The organism is Acidovorax sp. JG5 (assembly GCF_017939685.1).
In the GTDB taxonomy this organism is placed as follows: Bacteria; Pseudomonadota; Gammaproteobacteria; order Burkholderiales; family Burkholderiaceae_C; genus Acidovorax.
Genome location: NZ_JAGKSE010000017.1, coordinates 1 through 18,435 on the forward strand (window position 1 = coordinate 1; position 18,435 = coordinate 18,435).

15 protein-coding genes and 1 riboswitch are annotated in these 18,435 nt (G+C 64.0%); of the genes, 4 read left to right on the plus strand and 11 right to left on the minus strand.

Going from position 1 to position 18,435, the window contains the following annotated elements:
- The 4 genes from J8G26_RS14660 to J8G26_RS14675 all read left to right on the plus strand — a co-directional run.
- Positions 1-560: FAD-binding protein (locus J8G26_RS14660; protein WP_210569817.1), on the plus strand; the 560-nt coding region annotated here is incomplete at its 5' end.
- A gap of 72 nt (positions 561-632) precedes the next feature.
- The gene (locus J8G26_RS14665; protein WP_210569820.1) at positions 633-2,453 is read left to right on the plus strand and encodes an acyl-CoA dehydrogenase; all 1,821 of its coding nucleotides are present in this window, start codon (positions 633-635) and stop codon (positions 2,451-2,453) included.
- A 129-nt stretch (positions 2,454-2,582) separates the two neighbouring features.
- On the plus strand, positions 2,583-3,536 hold the full coding sequence (locus J8G26_RS14670) for a nitronate monooxygenase family protein (protein WP_210569822.1): 954 nt from the start codon (positions 2,583-2,585) through the stop codon (positions 3,534-3,536).
- A 1,124-nt stretch (positions 3,537-4,660) separates the two neighbouring features.
- The gene (locus J8G26_RS14675; RefSeq protein ID WP_210569823.1) at positions 4,661-5,794 is read left to right on the plus strand and encodes an acyltransferase; all 1,134 of its coding nucleotides are present in this window, start codon (positions 4,661-4,663) and stop codon (positions 5,792-5,794) included.
- Between the two features lie 216 nt (positions 5,795-6,010).
- On the opposite strand, the gene rnk is transcribed toward J8G26_RS14675, so the two are convergent.
- From rnk to sdhA, 11 genes are all read right to left on the minus strand, one after another.
- A complete protein-coding gene (rnk, locus tag J8G26_RS14680) occupies positions 6,011-6,424 on the minus strand; it encodes a nucleoside diphosphate kinase regulator (protein ID WP_087746783.1) in 414 nt (137 codons plus the stop codon).
- 217 nt (positions 6,425-6,641) lie between these two features.
- Positions 6,642-8,039, minus strand: coding sequence for a sodium:alanine symporter family protein (locus J8G26_RS14685; protein ID WP_210569825.1), 1,398 nt, complete (start codon positions 8,037-8,039; stop codon positions 6,642-6,644).
- Between the two features lie 102 nt (positions 8,040-8,141).
- The gene (locus tag J8G26_RS14690; protein WP_210569827.1) at positions 8,142-9,413 is read right to left on the minus strand and encodes a D-amino acid dehydrogenase; all 1,272 of its coding nucleotides are present in this window, start codon (positions 9,411-9,413) and stop codon (positions 8,142-8,144) included.
- Between the two features lie 162 nt (positions 9,414-9,575).
- Positions 9,576-9,669: riboswitch (glycine riboswitch) on the minus strand.
- Positions 9,670-9,861: 192 nt separating this feature from the next.
- A complete protein-coding gene (locus tag J8G26_RS14695; protein WP_210569829.1) occupies positions 9,862-11,562 on the minus strand; it encodes a phosphoethanolamine--lipid A transferase in 1,701 nt (566 codons plus the stop codon).
- A gap of 59 nt (positions 11,563-11,621) precedes the next feature.
- A complete protein-coding gene (fghA, locus tag J8G26_RS14700) occupies positions 11,622-12,482 on the minus strand; it encodes an S-formylglutathione hydrolase (RefSeq protein WP_210569831.1) in 861 nt (286 codons plus the stop codon).
- Positions 12,483-12,496: 14 nt separating this feature from the next.
- Positions 12,497-13,606, minus strand: a complete 1,110-nt coding sequence (locus J8G26_RS14705; RefSeq protein ID WP_210569833.1) for an S-(hydroxymethyl)glutathione dehydrogenase/class III alcohol dehydrogenase — start codon at positions 13,604-13,606, stop codon at positions 12,497-12,499.
- Between the two features lie 37 nt (positions 13,607-13,643).
- Positions 13,644-13,910 carry a metal/formaldehyde-sensitive transcriptional repressor gene (locus J8G26_RS14710; RefSeq protein WP_210569835.1) on the minus strand — a complete coding sequence of 89 codons (267 nt, stop codon included), beginning with the start codon at positions 13,908-13,910 and terminating at the stop codon, positions 13,644-13,646.
- A 252-nt stretch (positions 13,911-14,162) separates the two neighbouring features.
- Entirely contained in the window at positions 14,163-15,473 is a 1,311-nt protein-coding gene (gene gltA / locus J8G26_RS14715; RefSeq protein ID WP_210569837.1) for a citrate synthase, read from the minus strand.
- A 77-nt stretch (positions 15,474-15,550) separates the two neighbouring features.
- Positions 15,551-15,865, minus strand: coding sequence for a succinate dehydrogenase assembly factor 2 (locus J8G26_RS14720; protein WP_210569838.1), 315 nt, complete (start codon positions 15,863-15,865; stop codon positions 15,551-15,553).
- Positions 15,866-15,880: 15 nt separating this feature from the next.
- Positions 15,881-16,585 carry a succinate dehydrogenase iron-sulfur subunit gene (locus J8G26_RS14725; protein WP_210569839.1) on the minus strand — a complete coding sequence of 235 codons (705 nt, stop codon included), beginning with the start codon at positions 16,583-16,585 and terminating at the stop codon, positions 15,881-15,883.
- Positions 16,586-16,605: 20 nt separating this feature from the next.
- A complete protein-coding gene (gene sdhA, locus J8G26_RS14730; RefSeq protein ID WP_210569840.1) occupies positions 16,606-18,414 on the minus strand; it encodes a succinate dehydrogenase flavoprotein subunit in 1,809 nt (602 codons plus the stop codon).
- Between the last annotated feature and the right edge of the window lie 21 nt (positions 18,415-18,435).

Genomic DNA, 18,435 nt, shown 5'->3' on the forward strand with positions numbered 1-18,435 from the left:
GCCCCATCTACGCCGGCAACGCCATCGCCACCGTGCAAAGCCAGGATGCCGTCAAGATCATCACCGTACGCACCACCGGCTTTGACGCCGCAGCCGCCACGGGAGGCAGCGCAACGGTTGAAACAACAGCCGCCACCGCAGACAACGGCAAGAGCAAGTTTGTGGGCAGCGAAATCGCCCAAAGCGACCGCCCCGAACTCACGGCCGCCAAGATCATCGTCTCGGGTGGCCGGGCCTTGGGCAGCAAGGAAAAGTTCGACGAAGTCATGACCCCGCTGGCCGACAAGCTCGGCGCCGCCCTGGGCGCCAGCCGCGCAGCGGTCGATGCGGGCTACGCCCCCAACGACTGGCAAGTGGGCCAGACCGGCAAGATCGTGGCGCCGCAGCTGTACATCGCAGCGGGCATCTCGGGTGCGATCCAGCACCTGGCGGGGATGAAAGACTCCAAGGTGATCGTGGCGATCAACAAGGACCCGGAGGCACCGATCTTCAGCGTGGCCGACTATGGGCTGGAGGCGGATTTGTTTGCGGCCGTGCCGGAGCTGGTGAAGGCGCTGTAAGGCCTGCAGGCCCGCAAAAAGGCATCGCTTGCGGTGCCTTTTTTTTGACATTCATATCCCCTGGAGATACCCATGAGCTACACCGCCCCTGTCAAGGACATGCTGTTCAACATGCAGCACCTGGCGAATATTGAACAGATCGCACAGATCCCCGGCTTTGACGACGCGGGCCTGGATACAGCGCAGGCCGTGCTGCAAGAGTGCGCCAAGTTCACCGAGGGCGTGCTGGCTCCGCTCAATTTCGAGGGCGACAAGAACCCGTCATCGTGGAAGGACGGCGTGGTCACGGCCACGCCGGGGTTCAAGGACGCCTTCCGCCAGTTTACCGAGGGCGGTTGGCAGGGCCTGCAGCACCCGGCTGACTTTGGTGGCCAGGGCCTGCCCAAAACCATTGGCGCGGCCTGCATGGAAATGCTCAACAGCGCCAACATGAGTTTCGCGCTGTGTCCGTTGCTGACCGACGGCGCCATCGAGGCGCTGCTGACTGCCGGCAGCGACGAGCTCAAGGCCATCTACCTTGAAAAACTCATTTCGGGCCAGTGGACCGGCACCATGAACCTGACCGAGCCGCAAGCCGGATCGGACCTGGCGCTGGTGCGCACCAAGGCCGATCCGCAGCCCGATGGCACGTACAAGATTTTCGGCACCAAGATCTTCATCACCTGGGGTGAGCACGACATGGCCGAGAACATCGTGCACCTGGTGCTGGCCCGCGTGGCTGGCGCACCCGAAGGCGTCAAGGGCATCAGCCTGTTCGTCGTGCCCAAATTTCTGGTGAACCAGGACGGCAGCCTGGGTGTGCGCAACGACGCACACTGCGTGAGCATCGAGCACAAGCTGGGCATCAAGGCCAGCCCCACGGCTGTGCTGCAGTTTGGCGACGGCATGGCGGAAAGCATCGCAGACAGCGCCGGGCCCGGCGCTGTGGGTTATCTGGTGGGCCAGGAAAACCGTGGCCTTGAATACATGTTCATCATGATGAACGCCGCGCGCTACGGCGTGGGCATCCAGGGCATTGCGATTGCCGAGCGCGCCTACCAGAAGGCCGTGAGCTATGCCAAGGACCGCGTGCAAAGCCGCCCGGTGGATGGCAGCATCAATGCCAGCGCGGCCATCATCCACCACCCCGACGTGCGCCGCATGCTCATGACCATGCGTGCCACCACCGAAGGCTGCCGCGCCATGGCCGCCGTGGCCGCCGCAGCCTATGACGCCGCCCACCACCACCCGGATGCAGACACGCGCAAGCAGAACGCCACGTTCTACGAATTCATGGTGCCGCTGGTCAAGGGCTACAGCACCGAAATGAGCCAGGAGGTCACCAGTCTGGGCGTGCAGGTGCATGGCGGCATGGGCTTTATCGAGGAAACCGGCGCGGCCCAGTACTACCGTGACGCCAAGATTCTGACCATCTACGAAGGCACCACCGCGATCCAGGCCAACGACCTGGTAGGCCGCAAGACCGCGCGCGATGGCGGCCAGACGGCCAGGGCGATTGCTGCGCAGATCGAAAAGACCGAAGGCGAACTGCTGGCCTGCGGCACCCCTGCCGCCAAGGCCGTGGCGCGCCGGCTGGCGGCGGCGCGCCAGGCCTTTCTGGAAGTGGTGGACTTCGTTGCCGGTGGCGCCAAGGCCAGCCCCAACGCCGTTTTTGCGGGCAGCGTGCCTTACCTCATGCTCGCTGGCAGCCTGGTGGCCGGCTGGCAGCTGGCGCGCAGCCTGCTGGTGGCCGAGGCGCTGTTGCCCAAGGGACAGGACGAGGCTTTTTTGCGCGCAAAAATCACCACGGCGCAGTTTTATGCCGAGCACATCCTGGTCAAGGCACCGGGCCTGCGCGACAGCATCGTCGAAGGCGCAGGCAGCGTGACCGATCTGGCGCTGGAGTCGTTCTGAGACTGTGACCGGGCCGCCTGCGTTGCACCGCGGGGGGCTTTGTTGATATAAAAATGATAGCTGCTAGCGCTTTATATATAAGCGCTAGAGGCATATTTCACCCCTATTTTTGTTCAGGAAGTTGTTGCCATGTCCAAACTGCCTCCCGCGTTGCAGAACCTGTCGCTGCCCGTCATCGGCTCGCCGCTGTTCATCATCAGCAACCCCAAGCTCGTGATCGAGCAGTGCAAGGCCGGCGTGGTGGGCTCCATGCCCGCGCTCAATGCCCGCCCCGCCGAGCTGCTGGACGAATGGCTGGCCGAGATCACCGAGACCCTGGCGGCCTACAACCAGGCCCACCCCGACAAGCCCGCCGCGCCCTTTGCCATCAACCAGATCGTGCACAAGAGCAACGACCGGCTGGAGCACGACATGCAGGTCTGCGCCAAGTACAAGGTGCCGATCATCATCACGAGCCTGGGCGCCCGTGAAGACGTGAACCAGGCCGTGCACGCCTGGGGCGGCATCGTGCTGCACGACATCATCAACAACAAGTTTGCGCACAAGGCGATTGAAAAGGGCGCCGACGGCCTGATCGCCGTGGCCGCAGGCGCTGGCGGCCATGCCGGTGTGAAGAGCCCGTTTGCCCTGATCCAGGAAATTCGCCAGTGGTTTGACGGACCGATTGCGTTGAGCGGCTCCATCGCCAGCGGCGACGCCGTGCTGGCCGCGCAGGCCATGGGCGCCGACTTTGGCTACATCGGCTCGGCCTTCATTGCCACGCACGAGGCGCGGGCCTCGGATGCCTACAAGCAGGCCATCGTGGAAGGCGACTCGGACGACATCGTTTACAGCAACCTGTTCACCGGCGTGCACGGCAACTACCTGGCGCCGTCGATCCGCGCAGCGGGCATGGACCCGGACAACCTGCCCGAGTCCGATCCGAGCAAGATGAACTTTGGCGGCGATGCGAAAAAGGCGTGGAAGGATATCTGGGGCTGTGGTCAGGGCATTGGGGCGATCAATGCGGTGACGAGCACGGCCCAGCTGGTGGCCAAGTTGCGTGGTGAGTATGAGGCGGCGCGGGCGCGGTTGAAGTTGTAGTTTTGGTCTTTTTTGGCTCTGGCGCTTATGTAGCATGCGCTGGTAGCTATTGTTTTGATAGTTCGTGGCGTGCCTTTGCTCAGGGCGGGTGCCGGGTCTCGCCCCGGCGGGCGCCTCACTTTCTTTTGCTTCGCCAAAAGAAAGTAAGCAAAGAAAAGGCGACCCACAGTCTGCGACCCCTTCGCGTTGCTACGGGGCGACCTGCGGCGGTGCGGTTGCGGGGTGCGCCGTGGAACTCGCTACGCGCTGGCGCGCTGCGCTCAAACAACCACGGCGAGTCAGATGACGAGGCGTGTGTCCTGCGGCACACGCTCACCCCGCAACCGCCCCGCCGCAGGCGCAGCCAGATGGGGGAAACCACCGAACATCCAAACAACCCCACGGGCCATCGCTGCGCTCGGCCCAGGTTGCGCAGCGCGAGGCGCTTGCGCCCGCGAGACGGGGCCGAGCGCAGCGATGGCCCGAGTGGATGTTGGCTCCCCATCCCTTCTGGATGCGCCTGGGGCGCGCAGGGCGCGGGGTGGCGGGTGTGCCGCAGGACACACCCGCTTCGTGATCTGACTCGCCGTGGTTGTCTGAACGAAGCGCCGCAGGCGCGCAGTGAGTTCCACGGCGCACCCCGCACCCGAGCACCCCAGGTTGCGGGTTATTGGGGTCAGACACCCATTTCACTGCGGTGCGTAGCACCGCACCCTCCGGGCGAGCCAACGGCTCGGTGAATTGGGGCTCTGACCCCAAAAACCCGTCGCAGACAGCAGGGTCGCCTTTCTTTTGGGTACGTTTCTTTGGCGAAGCAAAGAAAAGTACCTCGCCCGCCGGGGCGCAACCCGGCCCCCACCCTCAAAAAAAGCACGCAAAAAACTATCAAAACAATAGCTACCAGCGTTTGATACACAAGCCCCAGAGCCCAAAAACATCACATATCAAAAAATCCGCCCCCAACGAAAAGCCTGAAACCCCTTACCCCGCCCCCGCTGCCATACGCCCCGAAGCCGTCACCAGGCAGGCGCAACGCTCTTCATCCGTTGCGCGCGCTTCAGCAAACATTGCTCGATCCGACGACAATTGAAGGTTTTTTGGCGCCGCCACTTGGCGGGCACTGAGCCGCCGTATCTTTTTGCTGCATGACATCTCCTCACTCCCGCACGCCGCTGATCGACATGGTCAAGGGCATTGCCTGCGCCACCATCGTGTGGCACCACCTGGCTTTTTATGGCCCCATGTCCGACATCGCGCAGCCGCTGGCGCCCGGGCTGATGGCATGGCTTTACGACTATGGGCGCATGGCCGTGCAGATCTTTCTGGTGCTCGGCGGCTATCTCGCGGCGGCCAGCCTGGCGCCGCAGGGGCTGGCGCGGTTTGACAGCGCCAGCCAGCAGATCGCACGGCGCTTCGTGCGGCTGGTGGTGCCTTATGCCGTGGCGCTGGTGTTTGCCGTAGTGGTGGCGGCGCTGGTGCGCAGCTGGATGGATCACCCCTCGGTGCCCGATGCGCCCGATCTGGCCCAGCTGGTGGCCAATGCGCTGCTGCTGCAGGACATCGTGGGCGAAGAGGCCCTGTCGGCGGGCGTGTGGTACGTCGCCATTGATTTTCAGCTTTTTGTGTGCTCCGTGCTGCTGCTGACGCTGGTGCGGTCGGTGTGCGGCGAGGGGGGTGGCGCGGTGTGTGTGCGCCACGCCGCCTGGCTGGGGCGTGCGCTGGTGGTTGCCGGCACGGCGGTGTCGCTGCTAGTTTTTAACCGCGAGCCGCAACTCGATATGTGGGCCCTGTATTTTTTTGGGGCCTATGGGCTGGGCATGATGGCTTACTGGGCGGTGCAGGCCCCGCGTGCTGGCGGCTGGATGGCCACCATCGCCGTGCTGGGTGCCGCCGCCCTGGCGCTGGATTTCCGCGCGCGCATTGCAGTGGCGCTGGTGACGGCGTTGGCGCTGGCCTGGGCGCTGCGCTCATCCCGCTGGCGGCAATGGCAGGGGTTCGCACCCGTGGTGCGGCTCGGTCAGATGTCGTACTCGGTGTTTCTGGTGCACTTTCCGGTGTGCCTGCTGGTCAATGCCGTGGTCAGCCACCTCTGGCCGCAAGCGCCTGTGTGGAATGCCCTGGGCATGCTGGCGGCGTTTGCACTTTCGCTGCTGGCCGGGCGGCTGCTGTATGAGCGGGTGGAGCGCCACGTTCCGACCTGGACCACGGCGCTGCGCTGGCAGGCCGGGCTGGTGGGCACCGGCATGCTGGTGGCGGTGACCACCAGCCAGTGGGCCTGAGAGGCTGAGAATCTTTTGCGCATGCCCGCTCATCACGCCAAAACGCACCGGCTCGTCGTTGCAAATACTCGCCATAGCCCGAGCTATGGCTGTGTTTTGCGCCTAGATCGGCTGCGTTGTGGCGCGCTGCTCGGACCCGCGCAAAAAACTCTCAGCCTCTGACGCCACACGCCTTGGCCTTGGTGTGGCACCTGGGGTGCGCGACCGCCCGGCGGGTCAGCGGTGCAACTCGCCCGCGCTTTCGGGTTGGTAGACGATGCTTTTCACGCGCACTGTCATCGATTTGCCACCCGGCCCGGGCCAGGCCAGTTCATCGCCCACCGACAGGCCGAGCAGCGCACTGCCCACGGGCGCAAAGATCGAGATGCGGTCGGCGCTGCCGTCCATGTCGCGCGGGTACACCAGCGTCAGGCAAAACTCCTTGCCGGTCTCCTGGATCGTGAACTGCACGGTGGAGTTCATGGTCACCACATTGGGCGGAATCTCCTCGGGCGCCACCACGTCGGCGCGGTCCAGCTCTGCCTGCAGATCGGCCTTGCCCGGAAAGACGCTGGCCGGAATCACCGCCAGCAGTGCTTCAATGCGGTCCAGGTCCAGGGAGGACAGGGTGATCTGGGGTTTTTTCGCCATGGCGTATCTCGACAGCTGGTTGTAAAGGCCGGGACTGTAGTGGATCGCGAATCTCGCACTGCGCCGCGTGGTCAAAAAAGGCACCGTTTCTGGGTTTGTTGCTGCGAATAAAGTCGAGAAACGGTGCATTCCTGCCGTGATGAGGGGCGATGCGGATCCGGCCGATCCGCTCTGTCGCCCTCCCTGTGACCCGTCCTGTCGGGCCCGTCTCAGCCTCTCAGGTCTTGACCGGGTTCGATGTTTTGCCAGTTGGCATGGGAGCGCCTGCATGGCCATGGTTGGCAAAGTACTCCCGGGTCAGGCGCACGATCACCGGGCTGAGCAGCAGCAGCGAGATCAGGTTCGGAATCGCCATCAGCGCGTTGAGCGTGTCGGCCACCAGCCAGGCAAAGTCCAGGCTCAGCACGGCGCCCGGAAACACCGCCAGCGTCCACAGCAGGCGAAACGGCTTTTCGGTCACGGTGCCGAACAGGTAGGCCCAGCATTTTTCGCCGTAGTAGGCCCAGCCCAGGATGGTGGTGAAGGCGAACACGGCCAGCGACCCCGCCAGCAGGTACTTGCCCACGCCGGGCATGGCTGCTTCAAAGGCCGCGGCGCTCAGGATGGCGCCGGTCTGGCCCGAGTCCCACACGCCGCTGACGATGATGGCCAGACCGGTGCAAGTGCACACGATGATGGTGTCGATGAAGGTGCCCATCATGCCGATAAGGCCCGAGAACACCGGATCGCGCGTGGCGCCCGCCGCCTGGGCGATGCCTGCGGTGCCCAGGCCCGCTTCGTTGGAGAAAATGCCGCGCGCAACACCTTTTTGCAGTGCCAGCATGACCGAGGCGCCGACAAAGCCGCCGGTGGCCGCCACCGGGTTGAAGGCGTGGTGCAGGATCAGCGCGAAGGCGCCGGGAATGCGATCGGCGAACACCGCCAAAATCACGGCCACGCAGGCGATATAGCCGATACACATGGCCGGCACCAGGCGCTCGGCCACTGCGCCGATGCGCTTGATTCCGCCCAGTACCACGGCGCCGGTCAGCAGGGTCAGCGCCAGGCCGGTGATCCAGGTCTCCACGCCAAAGGCGTTGTGCATGGCGCTGGCGATGCCGTTGGCCTGCACCATGTTGCCAATGCCAAAACCGGCCAGGCCGCCAAACACCGCAAAGACCGTCGCCAGCCAGCGCCAGCGCTTGCCCAGACCGTTCTTGATGGCGTACATCGGCCCGCCTACATGCTCGCCGCGCTCGTCCACCTCGCGGTATTTCACCGCCAGCACCACCTCGGCGTATTTCGTGGCCATGCCGACGAAAGCGGTCATCCACATCCAGAACAGGGCGCCTGGGCCGCCGATGGCGATGGCTGCGGCAACCCCGGCGATGTTGCCCGTGCCCACGGTGGCGGACAGCGCCGTCATCAAGGCGGCGAACGGCGAGATCTCGCCGTCGCCAGCGTTGCCGGGTTGCCGGCTTTGCCCGATCATGCGAAAGCCGTAGATGATCTTGCGAAGGGGCATGAAGCCCAGACGCACCTGCAGGTAAAGGCCCGTGCCCAGGATCAGGGTGATCATCGGAACGCCCCAGACCAGCCCGTTGAGCCATTCAAAAAACATGTGCAGGGATTGCATAAATCAGTTTCCTTCGGAAACAGGGTTGGGGGAGGTCGATAAGCAGGGGGAAAACCATCGGCGCCGGGCACCGCCGGGCACCGACGGGCACGGCGGCAAGCCTCAGCAATGCTGAGACTGCAGGACGGATGGCGCGCCAGCGGCGGGTGCGTGGGCACCACAGGCCTGCACGATGACGCCAGCCACCATGTCGGCGGTGACGGCCGACAGCGTCCAGCCGAGGTGGCCGTGGCCGGTGTTGTAGAAGACATTGGCACTGCGCCCGCGTCCCACGCGCGGCATCATGTTAGGCATCATTGGGCGCAGGCCGGCCCAGGGCACGACCTGTTGCGTGCTCACGCCAGGAAAGCACTGGTGCACCCAGTCCACCAGGGGCGCAATGCGGTCGGCGCGGATGTCCTTGTTGCAGCCGTTGAACTCGGCCGTGCCGGCCACGCGCAGGCGGTCAAGCCCCAGGCGGCTGGTGACCAGCTTGGTTTCGTCATCGAGCAGGCTCACGGTGGGGGCGGCCTGCTGGCTTTGCGCGTCCCGCAGGTTGACGGTGATCGAATAGCCCTTGACCGGGTAGATGTTGACACGGTCGCCGAGCTGGGTGGCAAAGTCGCGGCTGGTCACGCCAGCGCACACCACCAGGCCATCGAAGCGGTGGGTTTGGGGGGCGTCAGCCTCGCCCACGGTGACGCTGGCGGTCTTGCCGTCGCTGCGCAGGGACAGCACGTTTTGCCCGTACAGGCAGCGCACGCCCAGGCGCTCGATGGCCGCGGCCAGGCCGACGGTGAACTTGTGGATGTCGCCGGTGGCGTCGCTCTCGGTGAAGTAGCCGCCGTAGTAACTGCCGGCCAGCGTGGGCTCGATGGCGCGCATCTCGGCCGGCGTGACCGGGCGGCGTGGCAGGCCGCCAGCGGCCAGCAGTTTGGACACCTCGCCGGCGTGGTCAAAGCCTTTCTTGTCGCGGTAGATGTGCAGGATGCCTTGCTTTTTCAGGTCGAAGTCCACGCTTTCGGCATCGGCCCAGGCAAACAGGTGCTCGCGCGCAGCGACGGCCAGGCGGGCGGTCTCGATGGTGTTTTGCCGGTAGTGCGCAATGTTGCCGATGAATTCGGCAAACCACGACAGCTTGTGCCAGCTGGGCTTGGGGTTGACCAGCAGCGGTGCATCGCCCTTGAGCATCCACTTCAGGCCCTTGACGATGGTCGACCAGTGGGTCCAGACCTCGGCGTTGGATGCCGACAACTGGCCTCCGTTGGCGAACGACGTTTCCATGGCCGCATAGCGGTGTTTTTCGAACAGGGTGACGGCAAAGCCGCGCTTGGCCAGGGCATAAGCGGTGGTGACACCGGTGATGCCGCCGCCGATGACTGCGATGGATTTCATGATGACAGGCTTCCAACAGGTCGTGGGGACGTGGCACGCCGCGCACCATGCGCAACGCACGCCCCCTCTGTTTAGAACCTGAGAGATTCACGCCCCGGTGCCGGGTGCGCTTGCTCCTGCGGTGTGCCGTCTGACGAAGACCGGCAGCTCTTCAGAGTTCCTGTGAGCTGATCGGTCCTTTTGCCTGAGAGTTTCCGGGGCGGTTGCTCCTTCGGCGCCGCGGGTGCATGCCAGCGGTCTCTCCCGATCAGATCTTGGCGCAAGGCCAAGGACTGAAGCAATGATGCACAAAGCGTGCTAGTGCGCTCTCCGTAAATACCCGCCATGGGCGCAAAAAAATGCACGGTTTCAGAGCCAACGAGACTTGCGCCGTCTGGTGGGTGGCATGCGAGGCAGGGGCCGTGTGCCGATCTGGCGCACCAACGGTTCTGCGCGGCAGCCGGGGGGCTCAGACGCGGCGCTGGCGGCAGGGCGCGTAAATGTCCTGGCCCGGCTGGTAGGCCGCGGTCTGCACGTCCATCAGGCCCAGCACCGAATGAAAGTAGCCATCGTGCGTGATGCGCCGCTCGGCCAGGTCTTTTTGCAGGCAGGGCGTAGAGACGCCGCTGCGCGCCTGCATGGCGGGAGACAGCCAGGTGATCCAGGGCACATGCTTTTGCGTGTCGGGTGCGATGGAATAGGGCAGGCCATGCAGGTAGATGTTGTTTTCACCCAGCGACTCGCCATGGTCTGATACATAAATCATAGCTGTTTGCGCTTTCTCCGATTGGGCTGAGAGCCAATTGATCACTGAATCGAGAAACTGGTCGGTTTGCACGATGCTGTTGTCGTAGGCGTTCACCACCTGCGCTTGCGTGCATTCCTGCAGAGCGGTGGAGGTGCATTCGGGCTGAAACTTCTTCAGGGCCGCTGCCGAGCGCTTGAAGTAGGCCGGGCCATGGCTGCCCATCTCGTGCAGCACGACCACGGTGCCGCGGCTGCGCTGCTCGGCGGGCAGGTTGGCCAGGCGCTGGTCCAGGTCCTTGAGCATGATGGGGTCCAGGCATTCACCGTCGGGGCACAGCGCCGGGTCGTGCTGTGCCGTGGTGTGCACTTGCCCGATACGCTCGCACACGCCCTTGCAGCCTGCCTGGTTGTCCACCCATAGCACGGCCAGGCCCGCGTGGTGCAGCACATCCATCAGGTTTTCGTAATTGGCCTTGCGCGCCTCGAAGCCGTTGCGCCCCAGGTGCGAAAACATACAGGGCACCGATGCGGCGGTGCTGGTGCCGCACGACCAGGCGTTGCGCGCCGTGGCCAGGTCGGTGCGGGCCGACAGCAAGGGCGTGGTGGGCCGGTCGTAGCCGTTGAGCCCGAAGTTCACGCTGCGCCCGGTTTCGCCCAGCACCAGCACCAACAGGGGCGGCTTTTGCTGGCCCGCATAGCTGGCGCCCAGCCGGGCGTCACGTCCCAGTGGCATGAGCGTGCTGGTGTCCATCCGCAGCGGCTTGGTGGCGATGTTGCCCAGGGCGTACACGCTGTTGAGCGGATTGATCAGGTAACGCAGCTTGGTGTGGTTGCGCATGGTCGAGGCAAAGTCCTGGAACACCAGCAGCAGGCAGACCACGATGACCACGATAGCGCCCACCAGCAGCGCGCCGTTGTGGGCCATGTGGCGAAAGGCATGCATGCGGCGCACCGGGCGGCGGTACAGCCACAGCAGCGGCGGTGCTGTCAGCGCCAGCACGGTGGCCAGCATGCGCCAGTTGAGCAGGTCGCCAGCCTCTTTCACATCGGTCTGCATGACGTTGACCAGCATGCTTGCGTCAATGGCAATGCCATAGGCCAGCATGAAATAGGCACCGAAAGCGGCCATGAGCAGCACCACGGTGATGGCGGGCTTGAGCGTCCAGCGCCAGGCCAGAAGACTCAGCAGGGCGGCATTGCCGGCCGCCACGATGACCGCAAAAGCCAGTGCAAAACCCCAGCCGCGCAGCGTGCCATGGCCCGGCAGCGCCGCCACTTCGCGCCACAGCGGCACATTGCAGGCGGTGGCCAGCCAGGCGCTGGCCAGCACCACGGCCCACGCAGGGTGGATTTCACGGGAAGGGTGGGTAGGGTGGGCAACGGCACGGTGGCCGAGCGCGAAACGCTGCAATAACAATGGCATGACCCATTGTTTGCAGCGCAGCTTAAGTGGAAATTAATGTTCCGAGCGTGTTCGCGTTCTCAGACCAACGCAGTTGCGTGGTGCTGCAGGTGGTCGGCCATGAAGGTCTGGATGAAATAGTAGCCATGGTCGTAGCCCGCATGCCTGCGCAGCGTGAGCGGCTGCCCGACCTGGGCGCAGGCGCTCTCGAACAGGTGCGGGTGCAACTGCGTGGCAAGAAACTGGTCGGATAGGCCCTGGTCGATCAGGATGCCCTGGGGGTAGGGCGCGCTGGCTTTCTGGCCCATCAGCGCACTCGCGTCATGTGCGCCCCAGGTGCTTTCTTCCTGGCCCAGATAACCGGTGAAGGCGTTGTGCCCCCACGGGCACTGGGTGGGCGCACAAATGGGCGCAAAGGCCGAGACGCTGCGGAACACACCGGGGTGCCGCAAGGCGAGCGTGAGTGCGCCGTGGCCGCCCATCGAATGCCCGAAAAGGCCCAGTCGCTGATCGTCGAGGGCAAACTGCGCCGTCACATCGGGCAGCAACTCTTTGACGATGTAGCTTTCCATGCGCCAGTGGCCGGCCCAGGGCGTCTTGGTGGCATCCAGATAGAAGCCGGCGCCCACGCCGAACTCCCAGTGGTTGCTCTCCCCCACAATGCCCGCGCCGCGCGGGCTGGTGTCGGGGGTGAGGATGGCCAGCCCCATCTGTGCGGCCAGGCGCTGTGCGCCGGCCTTGATGGCAAAGGTTTCTTCCGTGCAGGTCAGGCCCGCCAGGTAGGTCAGCAATGGCACTTTCTGCCCGGCCAGGGCTTGGGGTGGCAGATACAGGCCAAAGCGCATGGGCAGGCCGATTTCGGACGAGCTGTGTTGGTAAAAGCGCTGCACGCCACCAAAACAGGCGTGCTCGCTTCGCAGCTCCAGAGCGTCTGAGGTCATGGCGGCCCCGCTTTTCAATACACCACCACCGAGCGGATCGACTTGCCCTCGTGCATCAGGTCAAACGCGGTGTTGATCTCGGTCAGCCCCATGGTGTGCGTGACAAACGGTGCCAGCTGGATTTTTCCGCTCATGGCGTCTTCGACCATGCCCGGCAGTTCGCTGCGCCCTTTGACGCCGCCAAAGGCCGAGCCCAGCCACTTGCGCCCCGTCACCAGCTGGAACGGGCGGGTGGAAATCTCCTTGCCGGCCCCGGCCACGCCGATGATCACGCTCTGGCCCCAGCCGCGGTGCGCGCACTCCAGCGCCGCGCGCATCACATCGACATTGCCAATGCACTCGAAGCTGTGGTCCACGCCCCAGCCGGTCATCTCGACGATGACTTGCTGGATGGGTTTGTCAAAGTCTTTCGGGTTGACGCAGTCGGTGGCGCCAAACACCTTGGCCAGATCGAACTTGGCCGGGTTGGTGTCAATGGCGATGATGCGGCCGGCCTTGGCCAGCTTGGCGCCCTGGATCACGGCCAGACCGATGCCGCCCAGGCCGAACACGGCCACGCTGTCGCCCTCTTGCACCTTGGCGGTGTTCTTGACCGCGCCCAGTCCCGTGGTCACGCCGCAGCCCAGCAGGCAGACTTGCTCGGGGTTGGCGTCGGGGTTCACCTTGGCCAGCGACACCTCAGCCACCACGGTGTATTCGCTGAACGTGCTGCAGCCCATGTAGTGGTAGATGGGTTGGCCGTTGTAGGAAAAGCGCGTGGTGCCATCGGGCATCAGGCCCTTGCCTTGGGTGGCGCGCACGGCCACGCACAGGTTGGTCTTGCCGCTCTTGCAAAACAGACACTCGCCGCATTCGGCGGTGTAGAGCGGGATGACGTGGTCGCCAGGCTTCACGCTGGTCACGCCTTCGCCCACTTCGACGACGATGCCCGCGCCCTCGTGGCCGAGCACGGCGGGGAAAACGCCCTCGGGGTCTTCGCCCGAGAGCGTGAACGCATCGGTGTGGCAGACGCCGGTGTGGGTGATTTTGACCAGCACCTCGCCTTTTTGCGGCGGTGCCACATCGATTTCAACGATTTGCAGCGGTTCTCCAGCCTTGAAGGCTACGGCGGCGCGGGATTTCATGGTGTGGCTCCTGGTGCTGAAAGGGTGAATGGGTGGCTTATTTCAGGTACGAGCGCAGCAAAGACAGGGTTTCATCGATCGCCTGGGGCGAAGGCGCGGGCTGCTGGGCCAGTGTCTCGCGGATATGGCTGTCGAGCAAGTCGGCCATCAGCCCATGCACGGCGCCGCGCAGGGCGGCGAGCTGCTGCAGAAGGGGGGCGCAGTCGCTACCCGCCTCTACGGCGCGCTCCAGCGCCTCGGCCTGGCCACGGATGCGGCGCAGGCGGCTGATGGCGCGTTGCTTGTCTTCGGCGGTATGGGGCATGGTGCTGGCGGCTTTCTGGCGGTCTGCGTCAGTGCTTTTTGCTGTACTCAGGGGGAGTATAAAATGTTTTTCAAATTTTGTATTTGTGAAAATTAACTTTTTATCAATTACTGGGTGGGGGTATATGGTTGGGGTGCGGCTTGAACGGCATGAAGGCTGCGTCCGATGAAAAAGCGCAGGACAAAAAAAAGCCCGCCAGTGCGGCGGGCTGGGTGAGGGGCCAGGCGCGCTGCGGGTGCAGCGCGCTGCCTGTCAGCGCTTGTCCAGGGCGGGCACGTCGCGGCGCACCGAACCGGTGAACAGCTGGCGTGGGCGACCAATCTTGTACTCAGGGTCGCTGATCATTTCGTTCAGCTGGGCAATCCAGCCCACGGTGCGGGCCAGCGCGAAGATGCCGGTGAACAGGTTGACCGGGATGCCCATGGCGCGCTGCACGATGCCCGAGTAGAAGTCCACGTTCGGGTAGAGCTTGCGCGAGACGAAGTAGTCGTCTTCCAGGGCGATTTTTTCCAGCGCCTTGGCCAACTTGAACAGCGGATCGTTTTCCAGGCCCAGCTCTTTGAGCACTTCGTCGCAAGTTTCCTGCATGAGCTTGGCGCGGGGGTCGTAGTTCTTGTAGACACGGTGGCCAAAACCCATCAGCTTCACGCCGGAGTTCTTGTCCTTGACCTTTTCCATGAACTCGCCGACCTTGTCGATGCCGCCTTGGCGCTGAATGTCTTCCAGCATGTTCAGGCAGGCTTCGTTGGCGCCACCGTGGGCAGGGCCCCACAGGCAGGCGACGCCAGCGGAGATGGCGGCAAACGGGTTGGTGCCCGACGAACCGCACAGGCGCACCGTGGAGGTGGAGGCGTTTTGCTCGTGGTCAGCGTGCAGGATGAAGATGCGGTCCAGAGCGCGCTCAAGCACGGGATTGACCTTGTAGTCTTCGCAGGGCGTGCCGAACATCATGCGCAGGAAGTTGCCGGAGTACGACAGATCGTTGCGCGGGTACATGTATGGCTGGCCGACGCCGTACTTGTAGGCCATGGCGACCAGCGTGGGCATCTTGGCAATCAGGCGGATCGCGGCGATGTCGCGGTGCTGCGGGTTGTTGATGTCGGTGCTGTCGTGGTAGAAGGCCGACATGGCGCCCACCAGGCCCGTGAGCACCGCCATGGGGTGCGCGTCACGGCGGAAACCGCGCAGGAAGAATTGCATCTGCTCGTTGACCATGGTGTGGTCGAGCACCAGCTTGTGAAAGTCACCGCGCTGGGTGGCGTTGGGCAGATCGCCCTTGAGCAGCAGGTAGCAGGTGTCGAGGTAGTCGCACTGCGTGGCCAGTTGTTCGATGGGGTAGCCGCGGTACAGCAACTCGCCCTTGTCGCCATCGATGTAAGTAATGGCGGACTGGCACGACGCCGTGGACAGGAAACCGGGGTCATAGGTGAACATGCCGGTTTGAGCGTACAGCTTGCGGATGTCGATGACGTCCGGGCCAATGTTGCCCTGGTAGACCGGCATTTCCACGCTGGGGCTGCCGTTACTGAACGACAGGGTTGCTTTGTTGTCAGCTAGCTTCATTGTTACTTTCCTTTGGGTTTCCGATGATCCGGTCTGGGGCTATCGTTTTTGTGCCAAGGCACTACGGCACTACGGCACTACGGCACCGCGGTGCGGCCAGCTTGCCGCAGCATGGCCAGCACTTCGTGCACTTCGGGAGTGTCCAGCGGGGCCTGCGGCTCGCGGCGGCGCAGCAGCAGGTCCAGCAGGTCGTTGTCCGCCAGGTCCATCAGGGCCATCAGGCCGTCGGCGTGGCGTTGGGTGAGCTGGGGCTCAAAGCGGGTGAAAAACTGCTCGATGAACAGGTCGTTCTCCAGCAGCCCCCTCCTGCAGCGCCAGTGCAGCTTGCTCAGTGCGCGCTCATCGAGCAGCGGCGAGGCTGCCGGGCTGGCGATGGTGGAAGTTTCACCCATGGCTTTGCGCTCGCATCAGATGGCGCGACGCACCATCAGTTCCTTGATCTTGCCGATGGCCTTGGTGGGGTTCAGGCCCTTGGGGCACACGTCCACGCAGTTCATGATGGTGTGGCAGCGGAACAGGCGGTAGGGGTCTTCGAGGTTATCGAGGCGCGCACCCGTGGCGTCATCGCGGCTGTCGGCGATGAAGCGGTAGGCTTGCAGCAAACCCGCAGGGCCCACGAACTTGTCGGGGTTCCACCAGAAGCTGGGGCAGCTGGTGGAGCAGCTGGCGCACAGGATGCACTCGTACAGGCCGTTGAGCTCTTCGCGCTCTTCGGGCGACTGCAGGCGCTCGCGGTCGGGAGCCAGTTCTTCGTTGATCAGGTAGGGCTTGATCGAGTTGTATTGCTTGAAGAACTGCGTCATGTCCACGATCAGGTCGCGGATCACGGGCAGGCCCGGCAGCGGCTTGAGCACGATGGTGCCCTTGAGCGTGTTCATGTTGGTCAGGCACGCCAGGCCGTTCTTGCCATTGATGTTCATGGCGTCCGACCCGCAGACGCCTTCACGGCAGGAGCGGCGGAACGACAGCGTGGGGTCCTGTTCCTTGAGCTTGATCAGCGCGTCCAGCAGCATGCGTTCGTGGCCGTCGAGCTCGATCTCGATGGTCTGCATGGTGGGCTTGGCATCCTTGTCCGGATCGTAGCGGTAGATTTGGAATGTGCGTTTTTGCATGTTTCTTCTCTCGTGACGATTTAGAACGTACGGACCTTCGGCGGAACGCTGTCCACTGTCAAAGGCTTGAGGTTGACGGGCTTGTAGTCGAGGCGGCTGCCTTCGCTGTACCACAGCGTGTGCTTGAGCCATTCCTTGTCGTTGCGGCCCAGCGGGAAGTCGGCGTGGTCGGCGGGGTGCTCGTAGTCGTACACGGTGTGCGCGCCACGGCATTCCTTGCGGGCTGCGGCAGACACCATGGTGGCCTGGGCCACTTCGATCAGGTTGTCCACTTCCAGCGCTTCGATGCGCGCGGTGTTGAACACCTTGGACTTGTCCTTGAGCGTGACACCGGCCACGCGGGTGCGAATTTCGGCGATCTTCTTGACGCCTTCGTCCATGCTGGCCTGGGTGCGGAACACGCCGGCATGCTGCTGCATTGTGGTGCGGATGTCGCCGGCCAGGCTCTGGGCGTAGATGCCGTCGCTGGACTTGTCGAGCTGGTTAAGGCGTTCCAGGGTGCGATCGGCCGCATCCTTGGGCAGGGGCTTGTGCTCCTTGTTCTTGTTGTTGAACTCGACGATGTGGCGGCCAGCGGCCTTGCCGAACACCAGCAGGTCCAGCAGCGAGTTGGTGCCCAGGCGGTTGGCGCCGTGCACGCTCACGCAGGAGCATTCGCCCACGGCATACAGGCCGTTCACCACGGCGTTGTTGATGCCATTGGCCTGGGTGATCACCTGGCCATTGATGTTGGTGGGCACGCCGCCCATCTGGTAGTGGATGGTGGGCACCACGGGAATGTCTTCCTTGGTGATGTCCACGTTGGCAAAGTTGACGCCAATTTCATACACCGACGGCAGGCGCTTGTGGATGGTGTCCGCACCCAGGTGGCTGAGCTTGAGCATCACATAGTCCTTGTTCGGACCACAGCCACGACCTTCCTTGATCTCCTGGTCCATGGAGCGCGAGACGAAATCGCGCGGCGCCAGATCCTTCAGGGTGGGCGCATAGCGCTCCATGAAGCGCTCGCCATTGCTGTTGAGCAAGATGGCGCCTTCGCCGCGGCAGCCTTCGGTCAGCAGCACGCCGGCACCGGCCACGCCGGTGGGGTGGAACTGCCAGAACTCCATGTCCTGCAGCGCAATGCCGGCGCGTGCCGCCATGCCCAGGCCGTCACCGGTGTTGATGAAGGCGTTGGTGGAGGCGGCAAAGATGCGGCCGGCACCACCGGTGGCCAGCAGCACGGTCTTGGCTTCGAGGATGTACAGGTCGCCGGTTTCCATCTCCAGCGCGGTCACGCCGACCACATCGCCATCAGCGTCGCGGATCAGATCCAGCGCCATCCACTCGACGAAGAAGTTGGTCTTGGCCTTCACGTTCTGCTGGTACAGCGTGTGCAGCATGGCGTGGCCGGTGCGGTCAGCGGCGGCGCAGGCGCGCTGCACGGGCTTTTCGCCGTAGTTGGCAGTGTGCCCGCCGAAGGGGCGCTGGTAGATCGTGCCGTCGGGGTTGCGGTCGAACGGCATGCCGAAGTGTTCGAGCTCGTACACCACCTTCGGTGCTTCGCGGCACATGAACTCGATGGCGTCCTGGTCGCCCAGCCAGTCGGAGCCCTTGATGGTGTCGTAGAAGTGGTAGTGCCAGTTGTCCTCGGACATGTTGCCCAGCGAGGCCGAAACGCCGCCTTGTGCTGCCACAGTGTGGCTGCGGGTGGGGAACACCTTGGACAGCGAGGCCACGTTCAGGCCTGCGCGGGAGAGTTCAAGCGCGGCGCGCATGCCGGAGCCGCCGGCGCCGATGATGACAACGTCAAATTTGCGCTTGGTGATGTTAGCGTTGGTGTAGCTCATTGTTTGCCTTCAGTCGCGGGA

Coding starts and splice junctions, on each gene's coding strand:
- J8G26_RS14705 (WP_210569833.1), bottom strand. CDS start 13,606: ATGAAATCCCGCGCCGCCGTAGCCTTCAAGGCTGGAGAACCGCTGCAA.
- rnk (WP_087746783.1), bottom strand. CDS start 6,424: ATGGCGAAAAAACCCCAGATCACCCTGTCCTCCCTGGACCTGGACCGC.
- J8G26_RS14670 (WP_210569822.1), top strand. CDS start 2,583: ATGTCCAAACTGCCTCCCGCGTTGCAGAACCTGTCGCTGCCCGTCATC.
- fghA (WP_210569831.1), bottom strand. CDS start 12,482: ATGACCTCAGACGCTCTGGAGCTGCGAAGCGAGCACGCCTGTTTTGGT.
- J8G26_RS14725 (WP_210569839.1), bottom strand. CDS start 16,585: ATGCAAAAACGCACATTCCAAATCTACCGCTACGATCCGGACAAGGAT.
- J8G26_RS14675 (WP_210569823.1), top strand. CDS start 4,661: ATGACATCTCCTCACTCCCGCACGCCGCTGATCGACATGGTCAAGGGC.
- J8G26_RS14690 (WP_210569827.1), bottom strand. CDS start 9,413: ATGAAATCCATCGCAGTCATCGGCGGCGGCATCACCGGTGTCACCACC.
- J8G26_RS14720 (WP_210569838.1), bottom strand. CDS start 15,865: ATGGGTGAAACTTCCACCATCGCCAGCCCGGCAGCCTCGCCGCTGCTC.
- gltA (WP_210569837.1), bottom strand. CDS start 15,473: ATGAAGCTAGCTGACAACAAAGCAACCCTGTCGTTCAGTAACGGCAGC.
- J8G26_RS14695 (WP_210569829.1), bottom strand. CDS start 11,562: ATGCCATTGTTATTGCAGCGTTTCGCGCTCGGCCACCGTGCCGTTGCC.
- J8G26_RS14685 (WP_210569825.1), bottom strand. CDS start 8,039: ATGCAATCCCTGCACATGTTTTTTGAATGGCTCAACGGGCTGGTCTGG.
- J8G26_RS14665 (WP_210569820.1), top strand. CDS start 633: ATGAGCTACACCGCCCCTGTCAAGGACATGCTGTTCAACATGCAGCAC.
- J8G26_RS14710 (WP_210569835.1), bottom strand. CDS start 13,910: ATGCCCCATACCGCCGAAGACAAGCAACGCGCCATCAGCCGCCTGCGC.
- sdhA (WP_210569840.1), bottom strand. CDS start 18,414: ATGAGCTACACCAACGCTAACATCACCAAGCGCAAATTTGACGTTGTC.